This is a genomic window from Roseovarius sp. (assembly GCF_965228755.1).
Taxonomy (GTDB): Bacteria; Pseudomonadota; Alphaproteobacteria; order Rhodobacterales; family Rhodobacteraceae; genus Roseovarius.
Genome location: NZ_CBDDIG010000013.1, coordinates 68,584 through 91,875 on the forward strand (window position 1 = coordinate 68,584; position 23,292 = coordinate 91,875).

Sequence of the window (23,292 nt, forward strand, 5' to 3'; positions counted from 1 at the left end):
GTGCGTCTGGACGACCGGGATCTCGCCATCCTGAAGGTGCTGTCGGTCAGGGGGCGGATCACCAAGGCGGAGCTGGCCGAGGAGGTGGGATTGTCGGCGAGCCCGTGCTGGGAACGGCTGCGCAAGCTTGAGAAGGCGGGGGTGATCGAGGGGTACCGGGCCGAGATTAGCCTGAAGAAGCTGGGGCCCTATGTTCGGGTGTTCGTGGCGGCGGAGCTGGCCGATCATACGGCGGCGGCGTTCCGGGTGTTCGAGGATTCGGTGCAGGGCTACGAGGAGATCGTGGGCTGCTGGGCGCTGGGCGGGGGGTTCGATTACCTGCTCGAGATCGTGACGCGGGATATCGACAGTTACCAGCGGCTGATCGACACGATGCTGGATGCGCGGGTGGGGCTGGCGAAGTACTTTACCTACGTGGTGACGAAACGGGTGAAGGGGGGCATGGCGCCGCCTTTGGATATCCTGACGGGGGATGGGGGTGTGCCGGGCTGAAGCCCGGCCTACGGGGCTGTGGCCTTGCAGAAGAATCTTCTGCAAGGCTGGCATTGTTCAGTCTCACCTCCCGGCGGAACGGATCATACTTCGGCTCAACAAGGAGACGGAGTATGGCAATGCTGGACACGGCAATCACGGCGACGGCGGATATCGGCGACAAGGCCCTTGTTCGCAGCTTTTCCTATATCGGCGGCAAGTGGTGCGCGGCGGGCTCGGGCGAGACGCTGGCGGTCACCGATCCGGCGACGGGGGATTTCATCGGCGAGGTGGCGATGCTGTCGGCCGAGGAAAGCGCCGGGGCGGTCGACGCGGCGCAGGAGGCGTTCGACAGCTGGTCGATGACCTTGCCGCAGGAGCGGTCGGCCATCCTGCGGCGGTGGTTCGACCTGATGATCAAGCACAAGGAAGACCTTGCGCGGATCATGGTGCTGGAGCAGGGCAAGCCGCTGTCGGAAGCGCGGGGCGAGATCGATTATGCCGCCAGTTTCGTGGAGTATTACGCCGAGGAGGCCAAGCGGCCGAATATCGAGGGGGTGACGAGCCACCTGCCCGATGCGGAGGTCGAGCTGTGGCTGGAGCCTGTGGGGGTCGTGGCGCTGATCACGCCGTGGAATTTCCCGTCGGCGATGCTGACCCGGAAGGCGGCGGCGGCGATTGCGGCCGGGTGTTCCGTGGTCGCGCATCCGAGCCACGAGACGCCGTTCTCGGCGCTGGCGCTGGCGGAGCTGGCCGAGCGGGCGGGCGTACCGGCGGGGGTGTTCAACGTGGTGACGGGCCGGGCCTCGACCGTGGTGCCGCCGTGGACGGCGGATGCGCGGGTAAGGGCGCTGTCCTTCACCGGGTCGACGGCGGTGGGGCAGCTGCTGTACCGGGATTCGGCGCAGACGGTGAAGAAGCTGGTGATGGAGCTTGGCGGGCATGCGCCGGTGATCGTGTTCAAGAACGCCGATCTGGACCGGGCCGTGGGCGAGGCGATCAAGGCCAAGTTCGCGACCTCGGGGCAGGATTGCCTTGGCGCGAACCGGATCTTCGTGGAGCGGCCGGTCTACGAGGAGTTCTGCAAGCGGTTCGCGGAGGCGACGAAGGCTTTGAGCATCGGACGGGGGATGGACGACCCGGATATCGGCCCGCTGATGAACGAGGGCGCGGTGGCCAAGCAGGAGGAGCATGTGGCGGATGCGCTGGAGAAGGGCGCGAAGCTGCTCTGCGGGGGCAAGCGGCACGCGCTGGGGCCGCTTTTCTACGAGCCCACGGTGCTGGCCGATGTGCCGGACGAGGCGCTGATCATGCGGGACGAAACGTTCGGGCCGGTAGCGCCGATCGCGCCGTTCGATACCGAGGCCGAGGTTGTCGCCAAGGCGAACGCCACGGAATACGGGCTGGTGGCCTATGTGCACAGCCACGATCCGCGGCGGATCTACCGGATGACCCGGGCGCTGCAGTTCGGGATGGTGGCGGTGAACCGCACCAAGGTGACCGGCGCGCCGATCCCGTTCGGGGGCGTGAAACAGTCGGGGCTTGGCCGCGAGGGGGCCCGCCGGGGCATGGAAGAGTTCATGGAGATCAAGTACGTCTGCCGTGACTGGGCCTAGATCGGAGGATGGCATGAACGTACTTTTCATTCTCGCGCATCCCGAGCCGACATCGTTCAACGGCCAACTTGTCGAGGCCGGTCGGGAGCATTTCCAGGCCCTCGGACATGATGTCGAGGTGATCGACCTTCATGCGCGGGGGTTCGACCCGGTCGAAAAGGCGGAACACTACAGCGATCGGCTCAATCCTGACCAGTTCGCGCCTTTGGCCGAGCAACGCCACGCGTGGAATTCGAACACCGTCCCGCCGGAGATCATGGAGCAGATCGTTGCGCTCGAGCGGGCCGATCTGGTGGTCTTCCAGTTCCCGATCTGGTGGCATTCGGTGCCGGCGATCCTGAAGGGCTGGTGCGACCGGGTTTTTGTCAGCGGCGGGTTGTATACCAGCCGCATGCGGTACGATGCGGGGTATTTCCGTGGCAAGCGGGCGATGTGTTCGATCACGTCGGGGGCTCCGGCCGAGGCTTTCGTGCCCGGTGGCCGCGGCGGCGAGCTGGACCAGATTCTTTGGTCGATGCAGTTCTCGCTCTATTACATGGGGTTCGACGTGCTGCCGCCGCATGCCTCGTTCGGGGTGGCGGGCCACGGGTTTTCCTACGTCTCGGACGAGGCGTTCGAGCAGCAGTTCAAGACACTGAAACAGAATTGGATCGACCGGCTGAGCGGGCTTGGAACCGACACGCCGCTGACCTATCCGGGCTGGGACGACTGGGATGACCTGGGCCAGCCCAAGACTATTCACACCAACAAAGCCAAGGATACCCAGACATGCTGAGGAACGATCAACTGGACCAGTGGGACCGCGAGAATTTCTTTCACCCTTCGACGCACCTGGCGCAGTTCGCGCGGGGCGAGGCGCCGAACCGGATCGTGAAGGGCGGCAGCGGCAGCCATATCGAGGATCGTGACGGCAACAAGCTGCTCGATGCGTTTGCGGGGCTTTATTGTGTGAACGTGGGTTATGGCCGGACGGAGATCGCCGACGCGATTGCAGAGCAGGCGCGCGAGCTGGCCTATTACCACGCCTATGTGGGGCACGGGACCGAGGCGAGCATCACGCTTTCCAAGATGATCCTCGACCGGGCGCCCAAGCATATGAGCAAGGTGTATTTCGGGCTGGGCGGCAGTGACGCGAACGAAACCAACGTCAAGCTGATCTGGTATTACAACAACATCCTCGGCCGGCCGGAGAAGAAGAAGATCATCAGCCGCTGGCGTGGGTATCACGGGTCTGGCCTGATCACCGGGTCGTTGACCGGGCTGGAGCTGTTTCACAAGAAGTTCGACCTGCCGCTGGTGCAGATCAAGCATACGGAGGCGCCCTATTACTATCGCCGCGACAATCTCGACCAGAGCGAGGCGCAGTTCGTGCAGCATTGCGTGGACAAGCTGGAGGAGATGATCGAGCGCGAGGGGGCCGACACGATTGCCGCCTTCATCGGCGAGCCGGTGCTGGGCACCGGGGGGATCGTGCCGCCGCCCGAGGGGTATTGGGAGGCGATCCAGAAGATCCTGGTCAAGCACGACATCCTGTTCGTGGCCGACGAGGTTGTCACCGGGTTCGGCCGGCTGGGCAGCATGATGGGGTCGGATCATTACGGGCTGAAGCCCGACCTGATCACCATCGCCAAGGGCTTGACCAGTGCCTATGCGCCGCTTTCGGGCAGCATCGTGGGCGAGAAGATGTGGAAGGTGCTGGAGCAGGGCACCGACGAGTTCGGCGCGATCGGCCATGGCTGGACCTATTCGGCGCACCCGATCGGGGCGGCGGCCGGGGTGGCGAACCTCAAGCTGCTGGACGACCTGGACCTGATTTCCAACAACCGCGAGGTTGGCGGATATCTCAAGAAGACCATGACCGAAGCGCTGGGTGATCATCCGAACGTGGGCGAGGTGCGTGGCGAAGGGATGCTGTGCGCGGTGGAGTTCGTGAAGGACCGCGACAGCCGGACGTTCTTTGATGCCGGTGACAAGATCGGCCCGCAGGTGGCCAGTGCGCTGGCCGAGAGTGGCGTGATCGGGCGGGCGATGCCGCAGGGCGATATCCTTGGTTTTGCACCGCCCTTCTGCCTGACGAAGGAGGAGGCCGACGAGGTGGTGACCAAGACGGTTGCCGCGACGCAGAAAGTATTGGGCTGATTCCGGCGTCGATCCGGGGTGGATCACCGAAAAGGTGACACGGGAATGAAGCTTTGACCGGCGCGCCGGCAGGAAAATCGACTTTAGTTTGACCAGAAGCTGAACGATTGTCCTGCTGCCGGTCAAAGCGATAAAAAACTTCGCTTGCCTGCTTGCACAGTGGCGGGTTTGTGGTTTTAGTTTGAATGACCGCGGGAGAACACGCGGCGTAACACTGATGGGGAGCCGTTTTTGACTGAATCGCAGAACAGCGATGCGTTCGTTGCGTTCGAACGCGTTCAAAAGAGTTATGACGGGGAAACGCTTGTCGTCAAAGACCTGAACCTGTCGATGCCCAAGGGCGAGTTCCTGACAATGCTGGGGCCGTCCGGATCGGGCAAGACAACCTGCCTGATGATGCTGGCGGGGTTCGAGACGGCGACGCACGGGAAGATCCTGTTGAACGGGGTGTCGATCAACAACATCCCGCCGCACAAGCGCGGGATCGGGATGGTCTTTCAGAACTATGCCCTGTTCCCGCACATGACCGTGGCCGAGAACCTGAGCTTTCCGCTGGAAGTGCGGAAGCTGTCGAAGTCGGATCGCGAGGAGAAGGTGCGCCGCGCGCTCGACATGGTGCAGATGGGTGCCTTCGGCAACCGGCGCCCGGCACAGTTGTCGGGCGGGCAGCAGCAGCGGGTCGCACTGGCCCGGGCGCTGGTGTTTGAGCCGGAGCTGGTGCTGATGGACGAGCCGCTGGGCGCGCTCGACAAGCAGCTGCGGGAGCACATGCAGTTCGAGATCACCAACCTGGCGCATGAGCTGGGCATCACCACGGTCTACGTGACGCACGACCAGACCGAGGCGCTGACCATGTCCGACAGGGTGGCGGTGTTCGACGACGGGCGGATCCAGCAGATCGCCGCGCCGGACGTGCTGTATGAAAGCCCCGAGAACAGCTTCGTGGCGCAGTTCATCGGCGAGAACAACACGCTGGAAGGCACGATCAAGGAGATCAAGGGCGATATCGCGGTGGTCGAGCTTGACGATGGCGAGCTGATCGATGCCAAGCCCGTGAACGTCAGCAAGCCCGGTGAGCGGACGACCATCTCGATCCGGCCCGAGCGGGTCGAGGTCGACGTGAAGAAGCTGGGCGAGAAGGCCCATACGCTGAAGGCGGAGGTGGCCGAGTTCATCTATATGGGCGACGTGTTCCGCACCCGGCTGAAGGTGGCGGGCAAGGACGATTTCATCATCAAGACCCGGAATTCCGCCGACCAGAGGCGGCTTCAACCCGGCGAGCAGATCGAGATCGGCTGGCTGCCCGAGGATTGCCGCGCGCTGGATGCGGTCTAGAGTTTAGAGAGTTTCGTGCCCGGACGGGCGCGAATGACGTGAGGCCTCGTGATCTTCACCCGTAGAGCGGGGCCCATAGAGCAAGAAACGGGAATGAAATGGGAGAATGACATGAAACTGACGACGACTCTCCTGGCCTCCACGGCGGTTGCCGTATCGACCGCCGGTGCGGTGATGGCCCAGGACATGGCGGATTCGATGACGCTCGTCTCTTGGGGCGGTGCCTATCAGAACAGCCAGGTCCGCGCCTATGCGGAGCCCTACAAGGAAATGCACCCCGACCTCGAAGTCGTCTGGGATGAAAGCTCGAACGAGGCCGTGGCCAAGCTGCGCGCCATGGACGAGGCCGGCAATGTGACCTGGGACGTGGTCGACGTGGTTGCGGCCGACGCGCTGCGCCTGTGCGACGAGGGCCTGGCGATGGAGATCGACCCCGACGAGATGCTGGCGGCCGCGCCGGACGGCACCTCGGCCGAGGACGATTTCGGTGACCTGCTGGTCGGTGACTGCTTCATTCCGCAGATCGTCTACTCGACGACATTCGGCTATCGCACCGACATGGTGCCGGAAGGCGTAGAGCCGCCGAACGACATCTGCGACGTGTTCGACCTGGAAACCTATCCGGGCAAGCGCGCGCTCGAGAAGCGGCCGATCAACAACATGGAATGGGCCCTTCTGTGCGACGGTGTCGCCAAGGACGAGGTCTATGACGTTCTGGCCACCGAAGAAGGCCAGCAGCAGGCGCTCGACAAGCTGGCGACGATCAAGGACGACGTGATCTGGTGGTCGGCCGGTGCCGACACGCCGCAGCTTCTGGCGGATGGCGAAGTGTTCATGGGCTCGACCTATAACGGCCGCCTGTTCAGCGTGATCGAGGAGCAGGGCCAGCCCGTCGCCATGATGTGGGACGCGCAGGTGTTCGACCTTGACGGCTGGATCATCCCGGCGAACCTGCCGGAAGACCGCCTGGCCCGTGCGCTCGACTTCATCATGTTCGCCACGGACACGCAGCGGCTGGCGGACCAGGCCAAGTACATCTCGTACGGCCCGGCCCGTGAATCGTCGGCCCCGCTGGTTGGCAAGCATGCCGACCTGGGCATCGACATGGCGCCGCACATGCCGACCGATCCGGAGAACTCGAAAAACACCTTCCTCTACAACTACGAGTTCTGGGCTGACTATCGCGACGATATCGACGCGAAGTTCCAGTCGTGGCTGGCCGGCTGATAGGCCTGCATAGCTGAACCAAACGGGGAGGGCCCGGTGCGCCGGGCCCTCGCTGCAAAGACAGAGAAAACCCAACAGGGTGACGGGGACAAGCATGAGCGACGGCACAACCGATCCGAAGACGGTCGATGCTCCGAAAGCGGATGATCCGCGCGACCAGGCCAAGGCCGTGGACAATGTCGACAAGGACGGGCGGATGCTCTCTGCCGACGGGACGCCGCTGAAACGCAGCCTTGCCCGGGCGCTGAGGGTGCAGAAGATGCGGGCGCTGATGCTGATCGCGCCGCTTCTGATCTTCGTGCTTGTCACGTTCATCGCGCCGATCGTCGACATGCTGTTCCGGTCGGTGGAGAACCAGATCGTTGCCAATACCCTGCCGCGTACCGTGGCCAGCCTGTCGGACTGGGACGGGTCGCAGGAAGGTGCGCCGGGCGAGGAGGTTTTCGAGAATTTCTATTACGACCTGTTCATCGCCGCCGAGGCCAAGGAGCATACGCGGCTCGGCTCGCGGCTGAACTATGAACAGACCGGCCTGTCGTCGCTCTTCCGCGGCAGCGGGCGGAGCGTGGACAATATCGGCGAGGACCAGATCGACGCGCTGGAAGACCTCAACGAGGCCTGGGAAGACGAGGCGTTCTGGTACGAACTGATGACCGGCGGGCCGAATTCGGCCCCGACCTCCGAGCCGCTGGATATCCAGCGGGGTTTGCTGGAGACGCTGACGGGTGACAATTTCAGCGGCGAGATGGAATTCCTTCCCGGGTCGGCGATCACGCGGGTGCTGCCGCGGACGGTGAACCAGTATGCCGCGTTCGCGCTGTTCACCGTGTTCGTCGAAGAGGACGTGGTGGCCGAAGAGGAGCCCTGGGAAGCCGTCAAGGTCGCGCTGATCCAGGAGCTTCAGGCGGGGGCCGACCTGTCGGAGTATGACGGGCCCGGCGCCGAGGAGCTTCGCGCGGCGCAGGAGATGCTGGCGGACCAGCCGCAGATCGCGTTCAAGGAGGCCTTCCTCGAGATCGACGAGGATTGGGGCGAGAATGCCAACTGGCGCACGATCCAGACATACAGCCCCGAGTTTACCAGCGGCTATTTCCTCAACGCCGTCGATATGCAGAAGGGCATCGACGGCGCCGAGGCGCGGCCGGAAAACCAGCAGATCTACATCATGCTGTTCAAGCGGACGCTGTTCATGTCGCTGGTGATCTGCGGGTCGTGCATCCTGTTGGGCTATCCGGTGGCCTACCTGCTGTCGAACCTGCCGATGCGCACCGCCAACATGCTGATGATCCTGGTGCTGCTGCCGTTCTGGACCTCGCTCCTGGTGCGGACGAGCGCGTGGAAGGTGATGCTCCAACAGCAGGGGGTGATCAACGACGTGCTGGTCTGGCTTGGGCTGGTGGATGATTTCGGCCGGCTGGTGATGATCAACAACCAGTTCGGCACGATTGTGGCGATGACGCATATCCTTCTGCCGTTCATGATATTGCCGATGTATTCGGTCATGTCGACGATCCCGCCTTCATACGTGCGGGCGGCGCGGTCGCTTGGCGCGACGCAGTGGACGGCGTTCTGGCGGGTCTATTTCCCGCAATCGGTGCCGGGGATCGGGGCGGGGTCGATCCTCGTCTTCATCCTGGCGATCGGGTATTACATCACGCCCGAGATCGTCGGTGGCACGACCGGCACGTTCATTTCCAACCGGATCGCCTATCACATTTCGTCCTCGCTCAACTGGGGCCTCGCGGCCGCGCTGGGGACGATCCTGCTGGCGGCGGTCCTGATCCTTTACTGGGCCTATGACAGGATCGTGGGCATCGACAACGTGAAGCTGGGGTAGGCACAGATGGCCACGTACACACTCAAGTATGTCGAGAAGAAACCGCTGAGCTTTTCGGTGCCCGTGGTGGCCGCCGCGGGGGCGTTTGCCGGGATTTTCGTGGGCGCCGCGCAGGGCTCGATCTGGCAGGGGGTGCTTGCCGGGGCGGTGCTTCTGGCGATCCTGACCTACCTGGCGCAAGGCATCCTGCCGGAAAGCATGGAAAAGCCGTTCCGCTGGGCGATGGTGGCGCTGTTCGCCGCCGGGGGCTACGTGTTCGGCGAGATACCGGGGATCGTCGTGGGGGCCATCTTCGGGCTGTTCTATGGCTGGTTCATCTACTGGATCGGGCAGGGGCGGTACCGGGCGCACCTGCTGCCCTACCTGACGCCGGGGCAGGTGCTGGGGCATTTCACGTTCCGGGTGATCTGCGGGATGATCTTTTTCTTCCTGATCACGCCGATCGTGGTGGTGATGCCGCTGAGCTTCAACGCCGAGGATTTCTTTACCTTCACGCCGGAGATGCTGTCCTTTGACCCCGAGGGGTATTCGCTGAAGCATTACCGCGATTTCTTCAACTCGCCGGACTGGCAGCAGGCGCTGTGGAACTCGGTGGCGATTGCGCCGGTGGCGACGCTGCTGTCGGTGAGCTTCGGGACGCTGGCGGCGATCGGGCTGAGCTCGGAGCACGTGCCGTTCCGCCGGGCGATCATGGCGATCCTGATTTCGCCGATGATCGTGCCGCTGATCATCTCGGCGGCGGGGATGTATTTCTTCTACTCGCGGCTGGGGCTTCAAGGCACCTATTGGGGTGTCGTTCTGGCCCATGCCGCGCTGGGGATTCCATTCGTCATCATCACGGTGACGGCGACGCTGGTGGGGTTCGACCGGTCGCTGACGCGGGCCGCGGCGAATATGGGGGCCGACCCGGTGACGACCTTCTTCCGGGTGCAGATGCCGCTGATCCTGCCGGGGGTGATTTCGGGTGGGCTGTTTGCCTTCATCACCTCGTTCGACGAGGTGGTGGTGGTGCTGTTCGTGGGCTCGGCCGGGCAGAAGACGCTGCCATGGCAGATGTTCACCGGTCTTCGTGAGCAGATTTCACCCACCATTCTGGCGGTTGCCACGATCCTGGTTTCGATCTCGATCGTGCTGCTGACGACGGTGGAGCTGTTGCGGCGCCGGTCGGAGCGGATGCGGGGGCTTTCGCCGGGGTGATTGGCCCGGACTGGTGTTCGAGACGGTCGGGCAATTGGTGCCCGGCCTTTTTGTTTCGTCGGGCTGCGTGCCCGGATAGGTGCGCGGATGCGGGGTGGACGGGCCGGTGCGATGGCCTGTCGAGTGCCTGTTGTCGGTCACGTAAATGCGCAGAGCATGCGACAAAGACGTTTCTTTTTGTTCGAAACCGCGCAAAGATCACATGGTGCGGCAAAGTGACACACGGTTTTTGGGTGTCGGGTTTGCGTGGCCGCACCGGCTGCCCGGCTTGAAGCCGGGTGTCGTGTTTGGCTCGTTATCCGGGCCTTTCGGGGGGTGGAAATGATTTATCTAATTGGGATTGTCGCAATCATCGTGTTCATCGCACTTATCGGTGCCTTGGGCCGGTCGGACAAGCAGTATGCCGCGGCCCAGGCCAGTGCGGATTTCGAAAGGCGCATGGCGTCTCGCGTCGTGGCTTACAGGGATTACCTGCGCCGGGAAGGGGACGAGAGCTGGCAGAAACTGTCGGATCATGAACTGGAGGACCTGATCGGGAATGCGATACGTGGGCTGGCGGCCGATTTTCGTGAGGCACGAGGTCTGGCCAAGGCCGTATTCTGGGTGCCCGGTGCCGTGTTCACCATCATTGTCGTCTACAATATCGAATCCTGGCGGCAGTCGCTTACCGAGATGGGGCCACTTCTGGTGATTGGCATATGGATCGCGATCGTCTTTGGGTCAGGCTTCGTCGCAGCGCTGGCCGTTGCCTATTGGCGAGACACGGCAATCGCGAGGAAATGGACCCGGGCCGGCTGGGACATCAACAGGTTGTCGGTCTGATCGGACGTGAAGTGGCAGGGCTTGGGGCATCTGCCTGACTGGCGGAAGACGTGACGGTATGATGCGCCGGAGCCACAAGGCGTAGAGGGAGATCACGGCGCGGGTAGACCGCGCCGTGAGGGATTTCAGGAAGCTTTACGCCTGAGCCGTCAGATCGCCATGCCTTCGGGGTCGAGCGTGATGCTCCACAGCTCGGTATCGGCGCGGTCCATCAGGCGGACGGTCATCTGCTGGGTGGCGCCGTCGATATCGACCAGGCCGAAGAATTGCAGGCCGGCCGAGGGGGGCAGGTTGGCGCCCTGTTCCTCGGTCGGGGCCTTCACGTATTTCACTTCCGGGCCGAAGGTCATGTCGAGGTCGTTCGGGCCGAAGGTGCCGGCGTGGAGCGGGCCGGAGACGAACTCCCAGAAGGGGGCGAAATCCTGGAATTGGGCCTTGTTGGGATCGTAGTAATGCGCCGCCGTGTAGTGCACGTCGGCGGTGAACCAGACGGTGTTGGTGATGTTGGCCGTCTTGATGAAGCGCAGCAGCTCGGCGATCTCCAGCTCGCGGCCCTTGGCCGGGCCATTGTCGCCGTTGGCCACGGCTTCCTCGCCGCCGCCCACGACAAGGCCGATGGGCATGTCGGAGGCGATGACCTTCCAAGTGGCCGAGGATTGCGTCAGCTCGCGCTTGAGCCAGGCCATCTGCTGGGCGCCGAGGATGCGGCTTTCGTCGGTCAGGGTGTCCTGCATGTTTTCGGAGTTGGGACCGCGATAGGAGCGCAGGTCGAGGAAGAAGACCTCGAGCATGGGCCCGTAGAAGATCTTGCGATAGACGCGGCCCGGCTCTGCCGGGGTGTAGCGGATCGGCGTCATCTCGTGGAAGGCGCGGGCGGCGCGGGCGGCGAGGACGTGGATGGACTTCTCGGAATAGCGGTCATCTTCCATCAGCGAGCGGGAGGAGGACCAGTTGTTCACGACCTCGTGGTCGTCCCACTGGAAGAAGGTCGGCGCGACGGCGTTGAGGGCCAGAACGTGCTCGTCCATCATGTTGTATTTCCACTGGGCGCGGTATTCGTCGAGGGTTTCGGCGACCTTGCGCTTTTCGTCGATGAGGGTGGTGTTCTTCCAGATGACCTGGCCATCCTGTTCGACCTCGTCGGTCATCGGGCCATCGGCATAGATGGTGTCGCCCGAGTGGAGGAAGAAATCGGGGGTGTGACGGGCCATGGTGGCGTAGGTGGCCATGCCGTCATCGTCGATGCCCCAGCCCTGGCCGGCGGTGTCGCCAGACCATGCGAAACGCACGTCGCGGCGCCCGGCGGGCGCGGTGCGGAAGCGGCCGGTGACCGGTTCGCTGGTGCCGTTGATGTCGGAGAGGTCATGGGCGGTGAAGCGGTAGAAGATGTCCTGATCCGAGGGCAGGCCGTCGATCAGGCGTTTCACGGCGAAATCGCTTTCCGGCAGGGCATCGAGCGGGGGAAGCTTCATGGCGTTGTCGAAGCTTTCGGTGGTCGAGACCTCCATCATGACCTTGGCGGGGCGGTCGGTGCGCGTCCAGATCATGCCGGAGGACTTGTCGACATCGCCCGACTGTACGCCGTGGGTAAAGGCCGGTCGCGACGAGGCGCGGCTGAGAGCGGGCATGGCGAGCGTGGCGGCGAACGCGGTGCCGGAGGCCAGAACGGCGCGGCGGGTGGGACGGATCAGCTTGGTCATGTGGGTCTCCTTCGCGGTTTCCTGAAAACTCGGGTGTGCCGCGGTAATGACCGGGGTTTCGTGACCGTTAGCCGAAGGCTGTTTGAAGAAATGGCGAAGGTTTTGTGAAGGCGGGCGTCAGGGGGGCGCGGATCTCGTCGATGATATCGCCCTGCGGGCTCTCACAGAGGGCAACGAGCCTGCCTTTGCCACGGGCGTTTCCGGGTGAAACAGTGCCTGTTTCCGCGTTGCGGCGGAGGTCGTCGAGCGTGGTGACGGGCAGGCCGGCGCGGCGGGCGCGCTGGGCCAGTTCGGGATGCGTGGGGTGGATGGCGATGCCGGCCTCGGTGACGACGGCGCCGATGGTGGCGCCGGGGGTGGTGAGGCAGGTGAGATTGCGCACCAGCTTGGGGAAGCCGCCCGCGGCAAGCTGGGTGGTGACGATGGGCAGGGTGGCGCCCGCGGCGGTGTCGGCATGGCCGCCGGAGCCGCCGATGATCCGCCCGTCGCTGGCGCAGGTGACGTTGACGTTGAAATCCATGTCGATCTCGGCCGCGCCGAGGATCATGACGTCGAGCTGTCTGGCGATGCTGTCGGGGCGGTCGGGGCTGGCGTAGGCTTCGGCGGACATCGGCAGGTGGTCGGCATCTTCGGCATAGGAGCGGACGGCGGGCAGGTCGAAGGCCTGCACGTCGCGGAGGGTGTGGAACAGGCCGGCGCGGAACATCTCGACCAGCGCGCCGGTGATGCCGCCCGCGGCGAAGGCGCCGGTGACGGTGCGCTCGCGCATGATCGGGGCGAGGGCATGGGCCACCGCGACGGAGGTGGCGCCGGCGCCGGTCTGGAAGCGGAAGCCGTCCTGCAGGAGGCCGGAGCAGGCGATCAGTTGCGCGGTGAGGTCGGCGATGGCCTGCCCCTTGGGCGAGGGGACGCGGCCGGTGGTGCCGGAGGCGATCTGGGAGGCGTCGCCGATATGGTCGGTCTCGATCACGGTGTCGACCTGATCGGCAGGGATGCAGATGCGGGGCAGGTCGGTGCTGACGTGATCGGTGAGGGCGATGACGTGCCGGGCATGGGCCGCGTCGACCATCGGGTAGCCCAGCGGGCCACAGGCGGCGGGGCCGGTGGCGCCGGTGAGGTTGCCCGCGGCGTCGACCGCAGGGGCGGCGATGAAGGCGGCGTCGATGGGCAGGCGGCCGGAGGCGATGGCCGCCGCGCGTCCGCCATGGGTTTGCAGGCGCACCGGATGGGGCAGGAGGCCGGCGCGGACCGCGTCGGCCAGCGGGCCGGTCATGTAGGAGGTGGTGATGCGGGTGACGGTGCCGTTCTCGAGAAACGGGATCAGCGCGGCATGGCAGGGAAAGAGGGAGGAGGGCGCGATGTGCAGGTCGCGCAGGCCGGCGGCGGAACAGGCGGCGAGCACCTGCCGCATGACATCGTCGCCGTTGCGCAGGTGGTGGTGGAAGGACAGCGTGGCGCCGTCCTTCACCCCGGCTTTTTCAAGGGCCTCGCGGAGACGCAAGGCTTACGTACGAACGAGTTGCTCGTAGCCTTCGGCGATGTCGCGGGTGAGGGAGCCCACCTCGAAATTGTAGTCGCCGATCTGGCCCACGGGGGTGACCTCGGCCGCGGTGCCGGTGAGCCAGCATTGCTGGAAGCTTTCCAGCTCTTCCGGCATGATGTGGCGTTCGTGGACCTTGACCTGGCGGTCCTCGAGCATGCCGATCACCGTCTGGCGGGTCAGGCCGTTGAGGAAGCAGTCGGGCTTGGGCGTGTGCACCTCGCCGTCCTTGACGAAGAAGATGTTGGCGCCCGTCGCCTCGGCCACGTAGCCGCGATAGTCGAACATCATGGCGTCGGAGCAGCCTTTCGCTTCGGCCGCGTGTTTCGACAGGGTGCAGATCATGTAGAGGCCGGCCGCCTTGGCGTGGCTGGGGATGGTTTCCGGGCTCGGGCGCTTCCACTTGGAGACGTCGAGCTTGGCGCCCTTCATCTTGGCGTCGCCGTAATAGGCGCCCCATTCCCAGGCCGCGATGGCCAGGCGCACCGGGTTGCGGGCGGAGGCGACACCCATGTCGGGGCCGGCCCCGCGCCATGCGACGGCGCGCACGTAGGCGTCGGTCAGGCCGTTGGCATGGAGCACTTCCTGCTTGGCCGCCTCGATCTCGTCGACGGTGAAGGGGATCTCGAAGTCGAGCTGGCCGGCGGAATAGTGCAGGCGCTCGGAATGCTCGCGGCTTCTGAAGATCTTGCCGTTATAGGCGCGCTCGCCCTCGAATACCGAACTGGCGTAATGCAGCGCGTGGGTCAGGATGTGTACGTTCGCATCGCGCCAGTCGGCGAGCTTGCCATCCATCCAGATCTTTCCGTCGCGGTCATCGTAGCCAGCCATCTTTTGTACTCCTCATCAAGGCTCGCGTTTCCATTTGTTGCGTTACTTACGTCCGAACCGGACATAAAGTTGCGTGGAAACTGCGATTCGCTACCAGTTTGATCTTGGAATGTCAACAAAGCTGACATAATGTCGGGGGTGGAAAGTGGAACTTGTGATGTGGAGGAGCCATGCCGGACGTTCAGGGCGGTGAAAACCTGCTGTTTCTGACCGACGAGCAGCTTCGACAGGGGATCGAGGCGATGTTCTTCGCCTATCGCGGGTTCACCGCCGACCCCGACCGTATTCTCGCGACGATGGATTACGGGCGGGCCCATCACCGGGCGCTGCACTTCATTGCGCGGAGCCCGGGCACGACGGTCAACAACCTGCTGGGTATCCTGGGCGTGACGAAGCAGTCGCTGAACCGGGTGCTGCGGACGCTGATCGAGAACGGGCTGGTGGAAAGCCGGATCGGGGCCACCGACAAGCGGGAGCGGAACCTGTTCCTGACCGAGGAAGGCGTCGCGCTGGAGCGGAAAATCTCGGATGCGCAGCGGGCACGGATGCGGGCGGCGTACCGCGCGGCGGGGCCGGAGGCCGTGGCGGGATTCCGACAGGTGCTGGAGGCGATGATGGAGCCGGAGTTGCGCAAGATGTACCACCGTATCCGGGAGAACGGCGCATGAGCGAACCGGCCCCGCACCTGCTGATCGTGGATGACGACGAGCGTATCCGCGGATTGCTGCGCAAGTTCCTGGCGCGGCACGGGTTTCTCGTCTCGGCGGCACGGGATGCAGCCCATGCACGGCGCATCCTGTCGGGATTGGAGTTCGACATGATCGTGCTCGACGTGATGATGCCCGGGGAGGATGGCGTGGCGCTGACGAAGGCGCTGCGCGAGACGGTCCTGACGCCGATCTTGCTTCTGACCGCGAAGGGCGAGACCGAGGACCGGATCAAGGGGCTGGAGGCCGGGGCGGACGATTACCTTGCCAAGCCGTTCGAGCCGAAGGAGTTGTTGCTGCGGATCAACGCGATCCTGCGGCGGATGCCGGCGGCGCCGACCGAGACGATGGCGCCGAAGGTGCTGCAACTGGGCGCCGTGCGGTTCGATATCGAGCGGTCGGAGTTGTTGCGCGGGGAGGAGCCGGTGCGGCTGACCGCGACCGAGGTGCAGCTCATGCGGATCTTCTCGGAGCATCTGCGCGAGCCGGTGAGCCGGGCGAAGCTGGTCGAGGACCTGGGCCGCGACAAGGGGCAGGCGCAGGAGCGGGCGGTCGATGTGCAGATCACGCGGCTGCGGCGGAAGATCGAGCAGGATCCCAAGCAGCCGCGCTACCTTCAGACGGTGCGGGGCGAGGGGTACATGCTGGCGCCGGACTGAGCCGCCGGGATTCCGAGGTATCCCGGCACGGTGACGGACAGGGCGGGCCCAGGCGGCGGACCGGGTGATCTGGACATTCCGTTCGCCAAGTGGTTTCCCTTTGGCCAACCATTTTCCGGGAGGACCGAGTGATGCTTGATACGACCACGAACCTGAAATCCCTTTTGAAAGATCCCAGCCTTGTGGCCGAGCGGGCCTATGCCGGCGGCGAATGGGTCGATGGCGACGACGGCACGTTCGAAGTGACCAACCCGGCGCGCGGTGACGTGATCGCCAACGTGGCCGACATGAGCCGGGCACAGGTGGCCAAGACCATCGAGGCTGCCGGCAAGGCGCAGAAGGAATGGGCGCAGTGGACCGGCAAGGAACGTGCCAACGTGCTGCGCAAGTGGTTCGACCTGATGATGGAGAACCAGGACGACCTGGGAATCATCCTGACCGCCGAGCAGGGCAAGCCGCTGGCCGAAGCCAAGGGCGAGATTGCCTATGGCGCCTCGTTCATCGAGTTCTTCGCCGAGGAGGCCAAGCGCATCTACGGCGAGACCATCCCCGGCCACCAGCGCGACAAGCGGATCACGGTGATCAAGCAGCCAATCGGCGTGGCCGCGTCGATCACGCCTTGGAACTTTCCCAACGCGATGATCACGCGCAAGGCCGGCCCCGCGCTGGCCGCGGGCTGTGCCTTTGTCGGGCGTCCGGCGGCCGAGACGCCGCTGTCGGCCACCGCGATGGGCGTTCTGGCCGAGCGGGCGGGCATTCCCAAGGGGGTGTTCAACATCGTGACCTCCTCGAGCTCGTCCGAGATCGGCAAGGAGTTCTGCGAGAACCCGATCGTGCGCAAGCTGACCTTCACCGGTTCGACCGAGGTGGGGCGCATCCTGTTGCGGCAGGCCGCCGACCAGGTGATGAAATGCTCGATGGAGCTTGGCGGGAACGCGCCGTTCATCGTGTTCGACGATGCCGATCTCGATGCCGCGGTCGAAGGCGCGATCATGTGCAAGTTCCGCAACAACGGGCAGACCTGTGTGTGTGCCAACCGGATCTATGTTCAGGCCGGGGTGTATGACGCCTTTGCCGAGAAGCTGAAGGCCGCGGTCGAGAAGCTGAAGATCGGCGACGGGCTGGAAGAGGGCACGACGCTTGGCCCGCTGATCAATGGCGACGCCATCGAGAAGGTGCAGGAGCACGTGGCCGATGCCACGTCGAAGGGGGCCAACGTGCTGATGGGCGGCGGCGACCCGATGGAGGGGCAGGGCTATTTCCTGCCGCCGACGATCCTGACCGGTGTGACGCAGGACATGGTGGTCAGCAAGGACGAGACGTTCGGCCCGCTGGCGCCGCTCTTCAAGTTCGACACGGTCGATGACGTGATCGAGATGGCGAATGACACGATCTTCGGTCTGGCCAGCTATTTCTACGCCAAGGACCTGAGCCGGGTCACCAAGGTGGCCGAGGCGCTGGAATACGGGATCGTCGGGGTGAATACCGGCATCATCTCGACCGAGGTGGCGCCGTTCGGCGGGGTCAAGCAATCCGGGCTCGGCCGCGAGGGCAGCCATCACGGGATCGACGATTTCCTCGAGATGAAATACATCTGCACCTCTGTCTGAGGCGCGGTATCGGTGACAGCGGAACGCTCTCGCAGAATTTGCGGGGGCGTTCCTGAATTACCTGGCCTCACCGACCAGATCCAGGGCGACCTTGCAGAAGTTCGTGATCAGCTTGGATTGGGATCGCTCGGTCAGGTAGGCGAGGAAATACTTGGTCCGGACGTCCATATCGGAGATCCGGACCGCCCGCAGGTTCGGATGGGGCACGAACTCGAAGTCGGCGACAAAGCCTATTCCCAAGCCCTGTTCCACGCCCTTCCAGATCGCTTCACGGCTACCGAGTTCGAGAATTGTCCTGGTTTCGATCTGACGCTTCTGCAGCGCGCTTTCGATCGCCATGCGCGTCGTGGAGCCGGGTTCGCGGCGCAGGACTTTCTGACCGGCCAGTTCCGAGAATTCGATCTCTGTGCGGGAGGCGAACGGGTGGTCGGTGTTGACGAAAACGACGACCTCGTGCGTGCTGTAGGGTAATGTGGTGACCCGCTTGTCCGCGGGCACTTCGGCGATGATGCCGACATCCGCCTCGTAGGAAACGATGCGTTCGAAGCAGCGGGCCGAATTGCCGAAGCGCACTTCGACATCGATGAGCGGATAGGCGTTCTTAAACGCGACGATCATGTCCGTCGCGTGGAAGGGGCCGACCGCCGCGAGGTTCAGAGACCCGCTGTGAAACCCCTGGTAGCTTTCAAGCAGTTCCCTCGCATCCCTCTCGGCCTGCATGAGACGGGTTGTGGCCTCGAACAGCTCCTTCCCGGGTGCGGTCAACCGCACGCTTCGGCCAACGCGGTTGAACAGTTCGATTTCGTACCGTTGTTCCAAGGCCTTGACCTGGGCCGAGAGGGTTGGCTGGCTGACGTTCAAGACCTTTGCGGCACGTGAGAAACCGTTGTTTCGCGCCACTGCGTCAAAGGCTCTGAGTTCCGATTTAAGCATAGAATGAGTATATAGATCGTATCTAAACAATCAATTTGTTTAATATACATCCGCTTTGCATTGTTGGTGAGCCGGTCGAATCCGGCGGCCGAACAGAGCAATGAGGGGCGACCATGTGGAAATATCAGAACCCGGTAAACGTGATCTTCGGAGACGGGCAGTTTCGCTCTGTTGCCGAATTGATCGGAGGTCGCCGTTACGCATTGGTTACCTACCCTGAACCGCCGTTCGAAGAGCTTGCAACGGCACTTGCGAGCCAGGCCGGGGCGCCCGTTCTGACGATCAGCGACGTGGCGCCGAACCCTGATTTCGAACTGCTCGCGGCGCAATCCGGGCGCTTTGCGGGCCACGGGGATATCGACGTGATCGTTGCTCTCGGTGGTGGGTCGGTCATCGACTCCGCCAAGGTGTTTTCGGCGGCCGGTGGAAGTTTCGACCGGGTTCAGACTTTCCTGGAGACCAAGGAAGGGGGCGACGCGTTTGCCTTTCTGCCCATCATTGCGGTGCCCACGACGGCAGGGACCGGCAGCGAGGTCACCTGCTGGGCGACCGTCTGGAACGAGGCGCAGGGCAAGAAGTATTCGCTTGCCCATCCGCGGCTCTATCCGGAAACTGCCCTTGTCGACCCCGAGCTGATGCTGGGCAAGCCCTACGGGCTCACGATGGCCACGGGGCTAGATGCGTTGTCGCATTCGCTGGAAAGCATCTGGAACGTGAACGCGAACCCGGTCTCGGCGCGCCATGCCGTTGCTGCCGCCAAGCTGATCCTGCACGCCCTGCCCAGGCTTTTGCGTGACCTGGGCAATGCCAACCTGCGCAGCGACATGGCCGAAGCGTCATTGTGTGCGGGGCTGGCCTTTTCCAACACCAAGACGGCGATCGCGCACAACCTGTCCTATCCGATCACGCTGGGTTGGGGGGTGCAGCACGGCATCGCCTGCTCGTTCACGCTGCCGACCGTGCTGAGCTCGGTCATCGGCATCGGCGGGTTTCGCGAAGCGGCCCTGAGGGAGATCTTCGGTGACGACCTCGAAGCCGGCGCCCGCCAGTTGATCCGGTTCCTCAACGATCTGGACGTCGGCACACGGTTTGCCGATCACGGGGTCCCCGCGGAAAAATGCGCCGCCATCATCGACGAGGCTTTTGCCGGCGAGCGCGGGAAGAACTTTGTCGGCAGCAAGGAGAGCTTCCTGGCCGCCGCGACGCGGCAGGATGTCATGAAGCTATCGGCTGCATGAGCAAATGAAGTGAAGACAAGAAAACTATCAACGGGAGGAAATACAATGACAAGACACGCTACTTTCGGGGCCGCCGTCTTCGGCATGGCCATCGCGGCCGGTGGAATGGTCGCCGCACAGGATTGCAAGGACCCTGATGTCCTTCGCTTTTCCATGATCCCGACCGAGGAGACGACACAAGAACTGTCGCTTTATGATCCGATGGTCAGCAAGCTGAAGACTGCCACCGGCAAGGATGTCGAATTCTTCCTGCCGACATCCTATGCATCGGTGGTCGAAGCCATGCTGGGCGGGTTCGTCGATATCGGCATGCACGGCCCGTATTCCTACGTGATTGCACAGGAGAAGGACCCGTCGCTGAAGGTCTTTGCAACCTATGCAAAACACAAGGGCCACTTCCAGGAGGAGGGCCCCGGCTACAAGGCGGTGCTCGTGTCGCGCTCGGACTCGGGTATCGAGACGCTCGAGGACCTTCCGGGCACCGTTGTCGGCCTGACCGACCCGGCCTCGACGTCTGGCAACCTTCTGCCGCGGGTTTCCTTCACCGAAGTGATCGGCAAGGACCTAGAGGAGGAATTCTCGCGCGTTGTTTACACGGGCGGGCACGACCTTTCGGCGATGGCCGTTTACGAGGGCCAGGTCGACGTGGCGTTTGTCGCGACGCACCGTCTGGACAACGTGATCGACCGGGGCCTGGTCAAGATGGAGGATTTCCACGTGATCTGGTCGTCGCCCGTCATCCCGCAGGACCCGTTCGTCGTGTCGGGCAAGCTTTGCGACGAACTGGTCGAGAAGATCACCGCCGCCTTTCTGACGCTGGGAGAAACGGAAGAAGGCCGCGAGTACCTCAAGAACGTCAATGCCAGCAAGTTCGTGGCGATGACGGATGCCGATTACGATATCATCCGGGCGCTGAAGAAGGCCAAGGACGAAAAGTGACCTGCGCGCACCCTGCCCTGTCGCCGGGCGACGGGGCAGGATCATTACTGGGAGGAGATACAATGAACGTGCTCACGGTTTCGGATCTGAAAGTACGCTATTCCGCGAAGGGCCCTGAAATTCTCAAGGGCATCGACTTTGAGGTGAAGGATGACGATTTCCTAGCCATCATCGGCCCCAGCGGCGCGGGCAAGTCCACACTGATCCGGGCGGTGAACCGGCTGGTGGAGCCCACGAGCGGCAGGATCACGTTGCTTGGCGAGGATGTTTGCAGCTTGAATCCCCGGCAGTTGCGCGGATTGCGCCGCAACGTCGGGATGATTTTCCAGGAGTTCAACCTGATCAATCGCATGTCCGTCATGGACAACGTGCTTTCCGGCCGGCTCGGCTATACCGGGAACCTGCGGTCACTGTTTCGGGCCTTTCCGCAGACGGACATCAACCAGGCGCTCTATTATCTCGACCGCGTCGGCCTGAGCGACCATGTCAACAAGCGTGCGGATGAACTTTCCGGCGGCCAGCGCCAAAGGGTCGGGATCGCCCGCGCGCTGATGCAGCGCCCGAAGTTGCTGCTGCTGGATGAGCCGACCTCGGCGCTCGACCCCAAGATCTCGCGCGAGGTCATGCACTTGATCCGCGACATCGCGCGGGAGCTGAAAGTGCCCGCGCTGTGCAACATCCATGACGTTCAACTGGCCAAGGAATTCTGCAACCGCATCATCGGCATGCAGGACGGCTACAAGAAATTCGACGGCGCGACCGAGACACTGCGCGATGCCGACCTGGAAGAAATCTACGCGATGGAGGTTCTGTGATCATGACCTCCCTCGACGTAAATCCCGCGGCGATAAGCCTGCAGGCCGACCTGCGCAGGCGCCGCTTCACGAAACTGGCGCTGATCTGGCTGGCCGTTCTGCTGTTCATCGGATGGTGCGTCAGCGGCACGATCATCGAGGATACCGACTGGTCGCGTATCGGTGGGCGCAGCGGTGTGCTGGCGTCGGTCGGGCGCTACCTGACCCTTGATATCGGGCTGTTGCCGGAACTGATCGTCCCGACGCTCGAGACCTTCATGATGGCGTGCATCGGCACCGTGCTGGGATGTTTCTTTTCGCTGCCTGTCGCTTGGCTGGGCGCTGCGAACGTGACGCCGTCCAAGACGATCCTTTACCCGATCGGCCGTTTCCTGATGGTGCTGAGCCGTTCGGTGCATGAGATCGTCTGGGCGCTGATCTTCGTCAGTGCCGTGGGCCTGGGGGCATTGCCCGGCATCCTTGCGATAGCAATGCGGTCGGTGGGGTTCATCTCCAAGATCACCGCGGAGGCGATTGAGAATATCGACGCCAAACCGGTCGAGGCGATCCGTGCCGTCGGCGGCAACAAGTTCCAGGTCATGTATTACGGCATCCTGCCGCAGATCTATCCCGTGGTCCTGGCCACCGTGATTTTCGAATGGGACATCAACATCCGCCGCTCGGCCGTGATGGGCCTGGTGGGGGCAGGGGGCCTCGGCCTTCTCTTCTTCCGCCAGATGAACAGTTTCAACTACGGCGGCGTCAGCATGGTGATCCTGGCGATCCTGATGCTGATCATCCTGGGCGAAGTGATTTCGCACTACCTGCGCAAAGCCGTCATCTGAGGAGCGTGCCATGTCTGAACAAGCCATCTCCGCAAAGCTGCCCGGGACCGGGCCGAAATGGTCACGCTACAGGTATCCCGACTCGCTCTACAGTTTCGGTACCCTGCTGATCGTCATCCTGTTCCTGGGATATTCGCTGCACTTCCTCAATGTGGACATCGCCAAGCTGTTTGGCGCGATGGGGCGGCTGGTCGGTGTCGTCAGTGACCGGTATTACCCGCCGGACCTGCCCTACGTGCTGGACCGTGGCTACCTGGCGGCCATCCTCGACACCCTGCAGATGTCTTTCCTGGGCGGTTTCGCAGGTGTCTGCCTCGCCATCCCGCTGGCATGGTTCTCGGCGGGCAACGTGACCCCGCACAGGCTCATGTTCCCGGTGGGCCGGCTTGGCGTGATCTCCTGCCGGGCCATCCATGAAACCATCTGGACGATCCTGTTCGTGTCGGTTCTCGGGTTCGGCAAGCTGGCCGGTGTCAGCGCCCTGACGATGTTCTGTGTCGGCTTCGCCGGAAAGCTTTTCGCCGATGAGATCGAGGCCATCGACATGGGGCCGGTCGAAGCGATGCGGTCAGCCGGCGCCAGCCCGTTCCAGGTGTTCGTGTTCGCCGTCGTGCCGCAGGTGCGGGTCGCCTTTACCGGCATTGCGATCTACACGTGGGACGTGGCCTTTCGTGCAGCCACGGTCGTCGGCTTCTTTGGCGGCGGCGGCATGGGCTGGTACCTCAAACGCAACGTGCAGCAACTCGAGAACCTGCGTGTTGCCGCCATCATCCTGTCAATCATCGCGATGGTCCTGCTGGCCGAATTCCTGTCCGGCTACCTGCGGGCGGCCGTCAATCGCGCCAAGTAACC

General features: G+C 63.5%; 21 protein-coding genes. 17 read left to right on the plus strand and 4 right to left on the minus strand.

The genetic code is table 11. The annotated features are described in order from the left end of the window. The 9 genes from ACO07J_RS18640 (at window position 1) to ACO07J_RS18680 (ending at window position 10,644) form a co-directional block, all read left to right on the plus strand. A complete protein-coding gene (locus ACO07J_RS18640) occupies window positions 1-492 on the plus strand; it encodes an Lrp/AsnC family transcriptional regulator (RefSeq protein WP_422033438.1) in 492 nt (163 codons plus the stop codon). A gap of 119 nt (window positions 493-611) precedes the next feature. Then, window positions 612-2,087 (plus strand): NAD-dependent succinate-semialdehyde dehydrogenase, encoded by a 1,476-nt coding sequence (locus tag ACO07J_RS18645; RefSeq protein WP_422033440.1) that lies wholly within the window; start codon window positions 612-614, stop codon window positions 2,085-2,087. 13 nt (window positions 2,088-2,100) lie between these two features. Then, window positions 2,101-2,862, plus strand: a complete 762-nt coding sequence (locus ACO07J_RS18650) for an NAD(P)H-dependent oxidoreductase (RefSeq protein ID WP_422031744.1) — start codon at window positions 2,101-2,103, stop codon at window positions 2,860-2,862. After that, the gene (locus tag ACO07J_RS18655) at window positions 2,856-4,226 is read left to right on the plus strand and encodes an aspartate aminotransferase family protein (protein WP_422031746.1); all 1,371 of its coding nucleotides are present in this window, start codon (window positions 2,856-2,858) and stop codon (window positions 4,224-4,226) included. Before ACO07J_RS18650 ends, ACO07J_RS18655 begins: the two co-directional genes overlap by 7 nt. Before the next feature lie 231 nt (window positions 4,227-4,457). After that, entirely contained in the window at window positions 4,458-5,561 is a 1,104-nt protein-coding gene (locus tag ACO07J_RS18660; protein WP_422031748.1) for an ABC transporter ATP-binding protein, read from the plus strand. Window positions 5,562-5,672: 111 nt separating this feature from the next. After that, entirely contained in the window at window positions 5,673-6,788 is a 1,116-nt protein-coding gene (locus ACO07J_RS18665) for an extracellular solute-binding protein (protein WP_422031750.1), read from the plus strand. A gap of 94 nt (window positions 6,789-6,882) precedes the next feature. Beyond that, window positions 6,883-8,625: an ABC transporter permease gene (locus tag ACO07J_RS18670; RefSeq protein ID WP_422031752.1), complete on the plus strand. Its 1,743-nt coding sequence runs from the start codon at window positions 6,883-6,885 to the stop codon at window positions 8,623-8,625. A gap of 6 nt (window positions 8,626-8,631) precedes the next feature. Continuing rightward, window positions 8,632-9,822 carry an ABC transporter permease gene (locus ACO07J_RS18675; protein ID WP_422031754.1) on the plus strand — a complete coding sequence of 397 codons (1,191 nt, stop codon included), beginning with the start codon at window positions 8,632-8,634 and terminating at the stop codon, window positions 9,820-9,822. Between the two features lie 321 nt (window positions 9,823-10,143). Then, window positions 10,144-10,644, plus strand: coding sequence for a hypothetical protein (locus ACO07J_RS18680; RefSeq protein WP_422031756.1), 501 nt, complete (start codon window positions 10,144-10,146; stop codon window positions 10,642-10,644). Between the two features lie 149 nt (window positions 10,645-10,793). Here the strand turns inward: ACO07J_RS18680 and ACO07J_RS18685 are convergent, their stop codons facing one another. From ACO07J_RS18685 to ACO07J_RS18695, 3 genes are all read right to left on the minus strand, one after another. Further along, entirely contained in the window at window positions 10,794-12,344 is a 1,551-nt protein-coding gene (locus ACO07J_RS18685; protein ID WP_422031758.1) for an alkaline phosphatase D family protein, read from the minus strand. 67 nt (window positions 12,345-12,411) lie between these two features. Continuing rightward, window positions 12,412-13,845: a citrate lyase subunit alpha gene (locus ACO07J_RS18690; RefSeq protein ID WP_422031760.1), complete on the minus strand. Its 1,434-nt coding sequence runs from the start codon at window positions 13,843-13,845 to the stop codon at window positions 12,412-12,414. 3 nt (window positions 13,846-13,848) lie between these two features. Then, window positions 13,849-14,715, minus strand: coding sequence for a branched-chain amino acid aminotransferase (locus ACO07J_RS18695; protein ID WP_422031762.1), 867 nt, complete (start codon window positions 14,713-14,715; stop codon window positions 13,849-13,851). Window positions 14,716-14,885: 170 nt separating this feature from the next. Here ACO07J_RS18695 and ACO07J_RS18700 point away from each other — a divergent pair, with 170 nt between their 5' ends. From ACO07J_RS18700 to ACO07J_RS18710, 3 genes are all read left to right on the plus strand, one after another. Continuing rightward, the gene (locus ACO07J_RS18700) at window positions 14,886-15,383 is read left to right on the plus strand and encodes a MarR family winged helix-turn-helix transcriptional regulator (protein WP_422031764.1); all 498 of its coding nucleotides are present in this window, start codon (window positions 14,886-14,888) and stop codon (window positions 15,381-15,383) included. Beyond that, on the plus strand, window positions 15,380-16,081 hold the full coding sequence (locus ACO07J_RS18705) for a response regulator (RefSeq protein WP_422031766.1): 702 nt from the start codon (window positions 15,380-15,382) through the stop codon (window positions 16,079-16,081). Before ACO07J_RS18700 ends, ACO07J_RS18705 begins: the two co-directional genes overlap by 4 nt. A 131-nt stretch (window positions 16,082-16,212) precedes the next feature. After that, entirely contained in the window at window positions 16,213-17,691 is a 1,479-nt protein-coding gene (locus ACO07J_RS18710; RefSeq protein ID WP_422031768.1) for an NAD-dependent succinate-semialdehyde dehydrogenase, read from the plus strand. A gap of 57 nt (window positions 17,692-17,748) precedes the next feature. On the opposite strand, the gene ACO07J_RS18715 is transcribed toward ACO07J_RS18710, so the two are convergent. Further along, complete coding sequence (locus tag ACO07J_RS18715) at window positions 17,749-18,624, minus strand: LysR substrate-binding domain-containing protein (RefSeq protein WP_422031770.1); 876 nt, start codon at window positions 18,622-18,624, stop codon at window positions 17,749-17,751. A gap of 113 nt (window positions 18,625-18,737) precedes the next feature. Here ACO07J_RS18715 and psrA point away from each other — a divergent pair, with 113 nt between their 5' ends. From psrA to phnE (ACO07J_RS18740), 5 genes are all read left to right on the plus strand, one after another. Beyond that, the gene (psrA, locus tag ACO07J_RS18720) at window positions 18,738-19,862 is read left to right on the plus strand and encodes an iron-containing alcohol dehydrogenase PsrA (RefSeq protein WP_422031772.1); all 1,125 of its coding nucleotides are present in this window, start codon (window positions 18,738-18,740) and stop codon (window positions 19,860-19,862) included. Between the two features lie 45 nt (window positions 19,863-19,907). Beyond that, window positions 19,908-20,801: a phosphate/phosphite/phosphonate ABC transporter substrate-binding protein gene (locus ACO07J_RS18725; protein WP_422031774.1), complete on the plus strand. Its 894-nt coding sequence runs from the start codon at window positions 19,908-19,910 to the stop codon at window positions 20,799-20,801. Between the two features lie 68 nt (window positions 20,802-20,869). Further along, entirely contained in the window at window positions 20,870-21,616 is a 747-nt protein-coding gene (phnC, locus tag ACO07J_RS18730; RefSeq protein ID WP_422033442.1) for a phosphonate ABC transporter ATP-binding protein, read from the plus strand. Window positions 21,617-21,618: 2 nt separating this feature from the next. Further along, window positions 21,619-22,440, plus strand: a complete 822-nt coding sequence (phnE, locus tag ACO07J_RS18735) for a phosphonate ABC transporter, permease protein PhnE (RefSeq protein WP_422031776.1) — start codon at window positions 21,619-21,621, stop codon at window positions 22,438-22,440. Window positions 22,441-22,450: 10 nt separating this feature from the next. Then, on the plus strand, window positions 22,451-23,290 hold the full coding sequence (gene phnE / locus ACO07J_RS18740) for a phosphonate ABC transporter, permease protein PhnE (protein ID WP_422031778.1): 840 nt from the start codon (window positions 22,451-22,453) through the stop codon (window positions 23,288-23,290). Window positions 23,291-23,292: the final 2 nt, after the last annotated feature.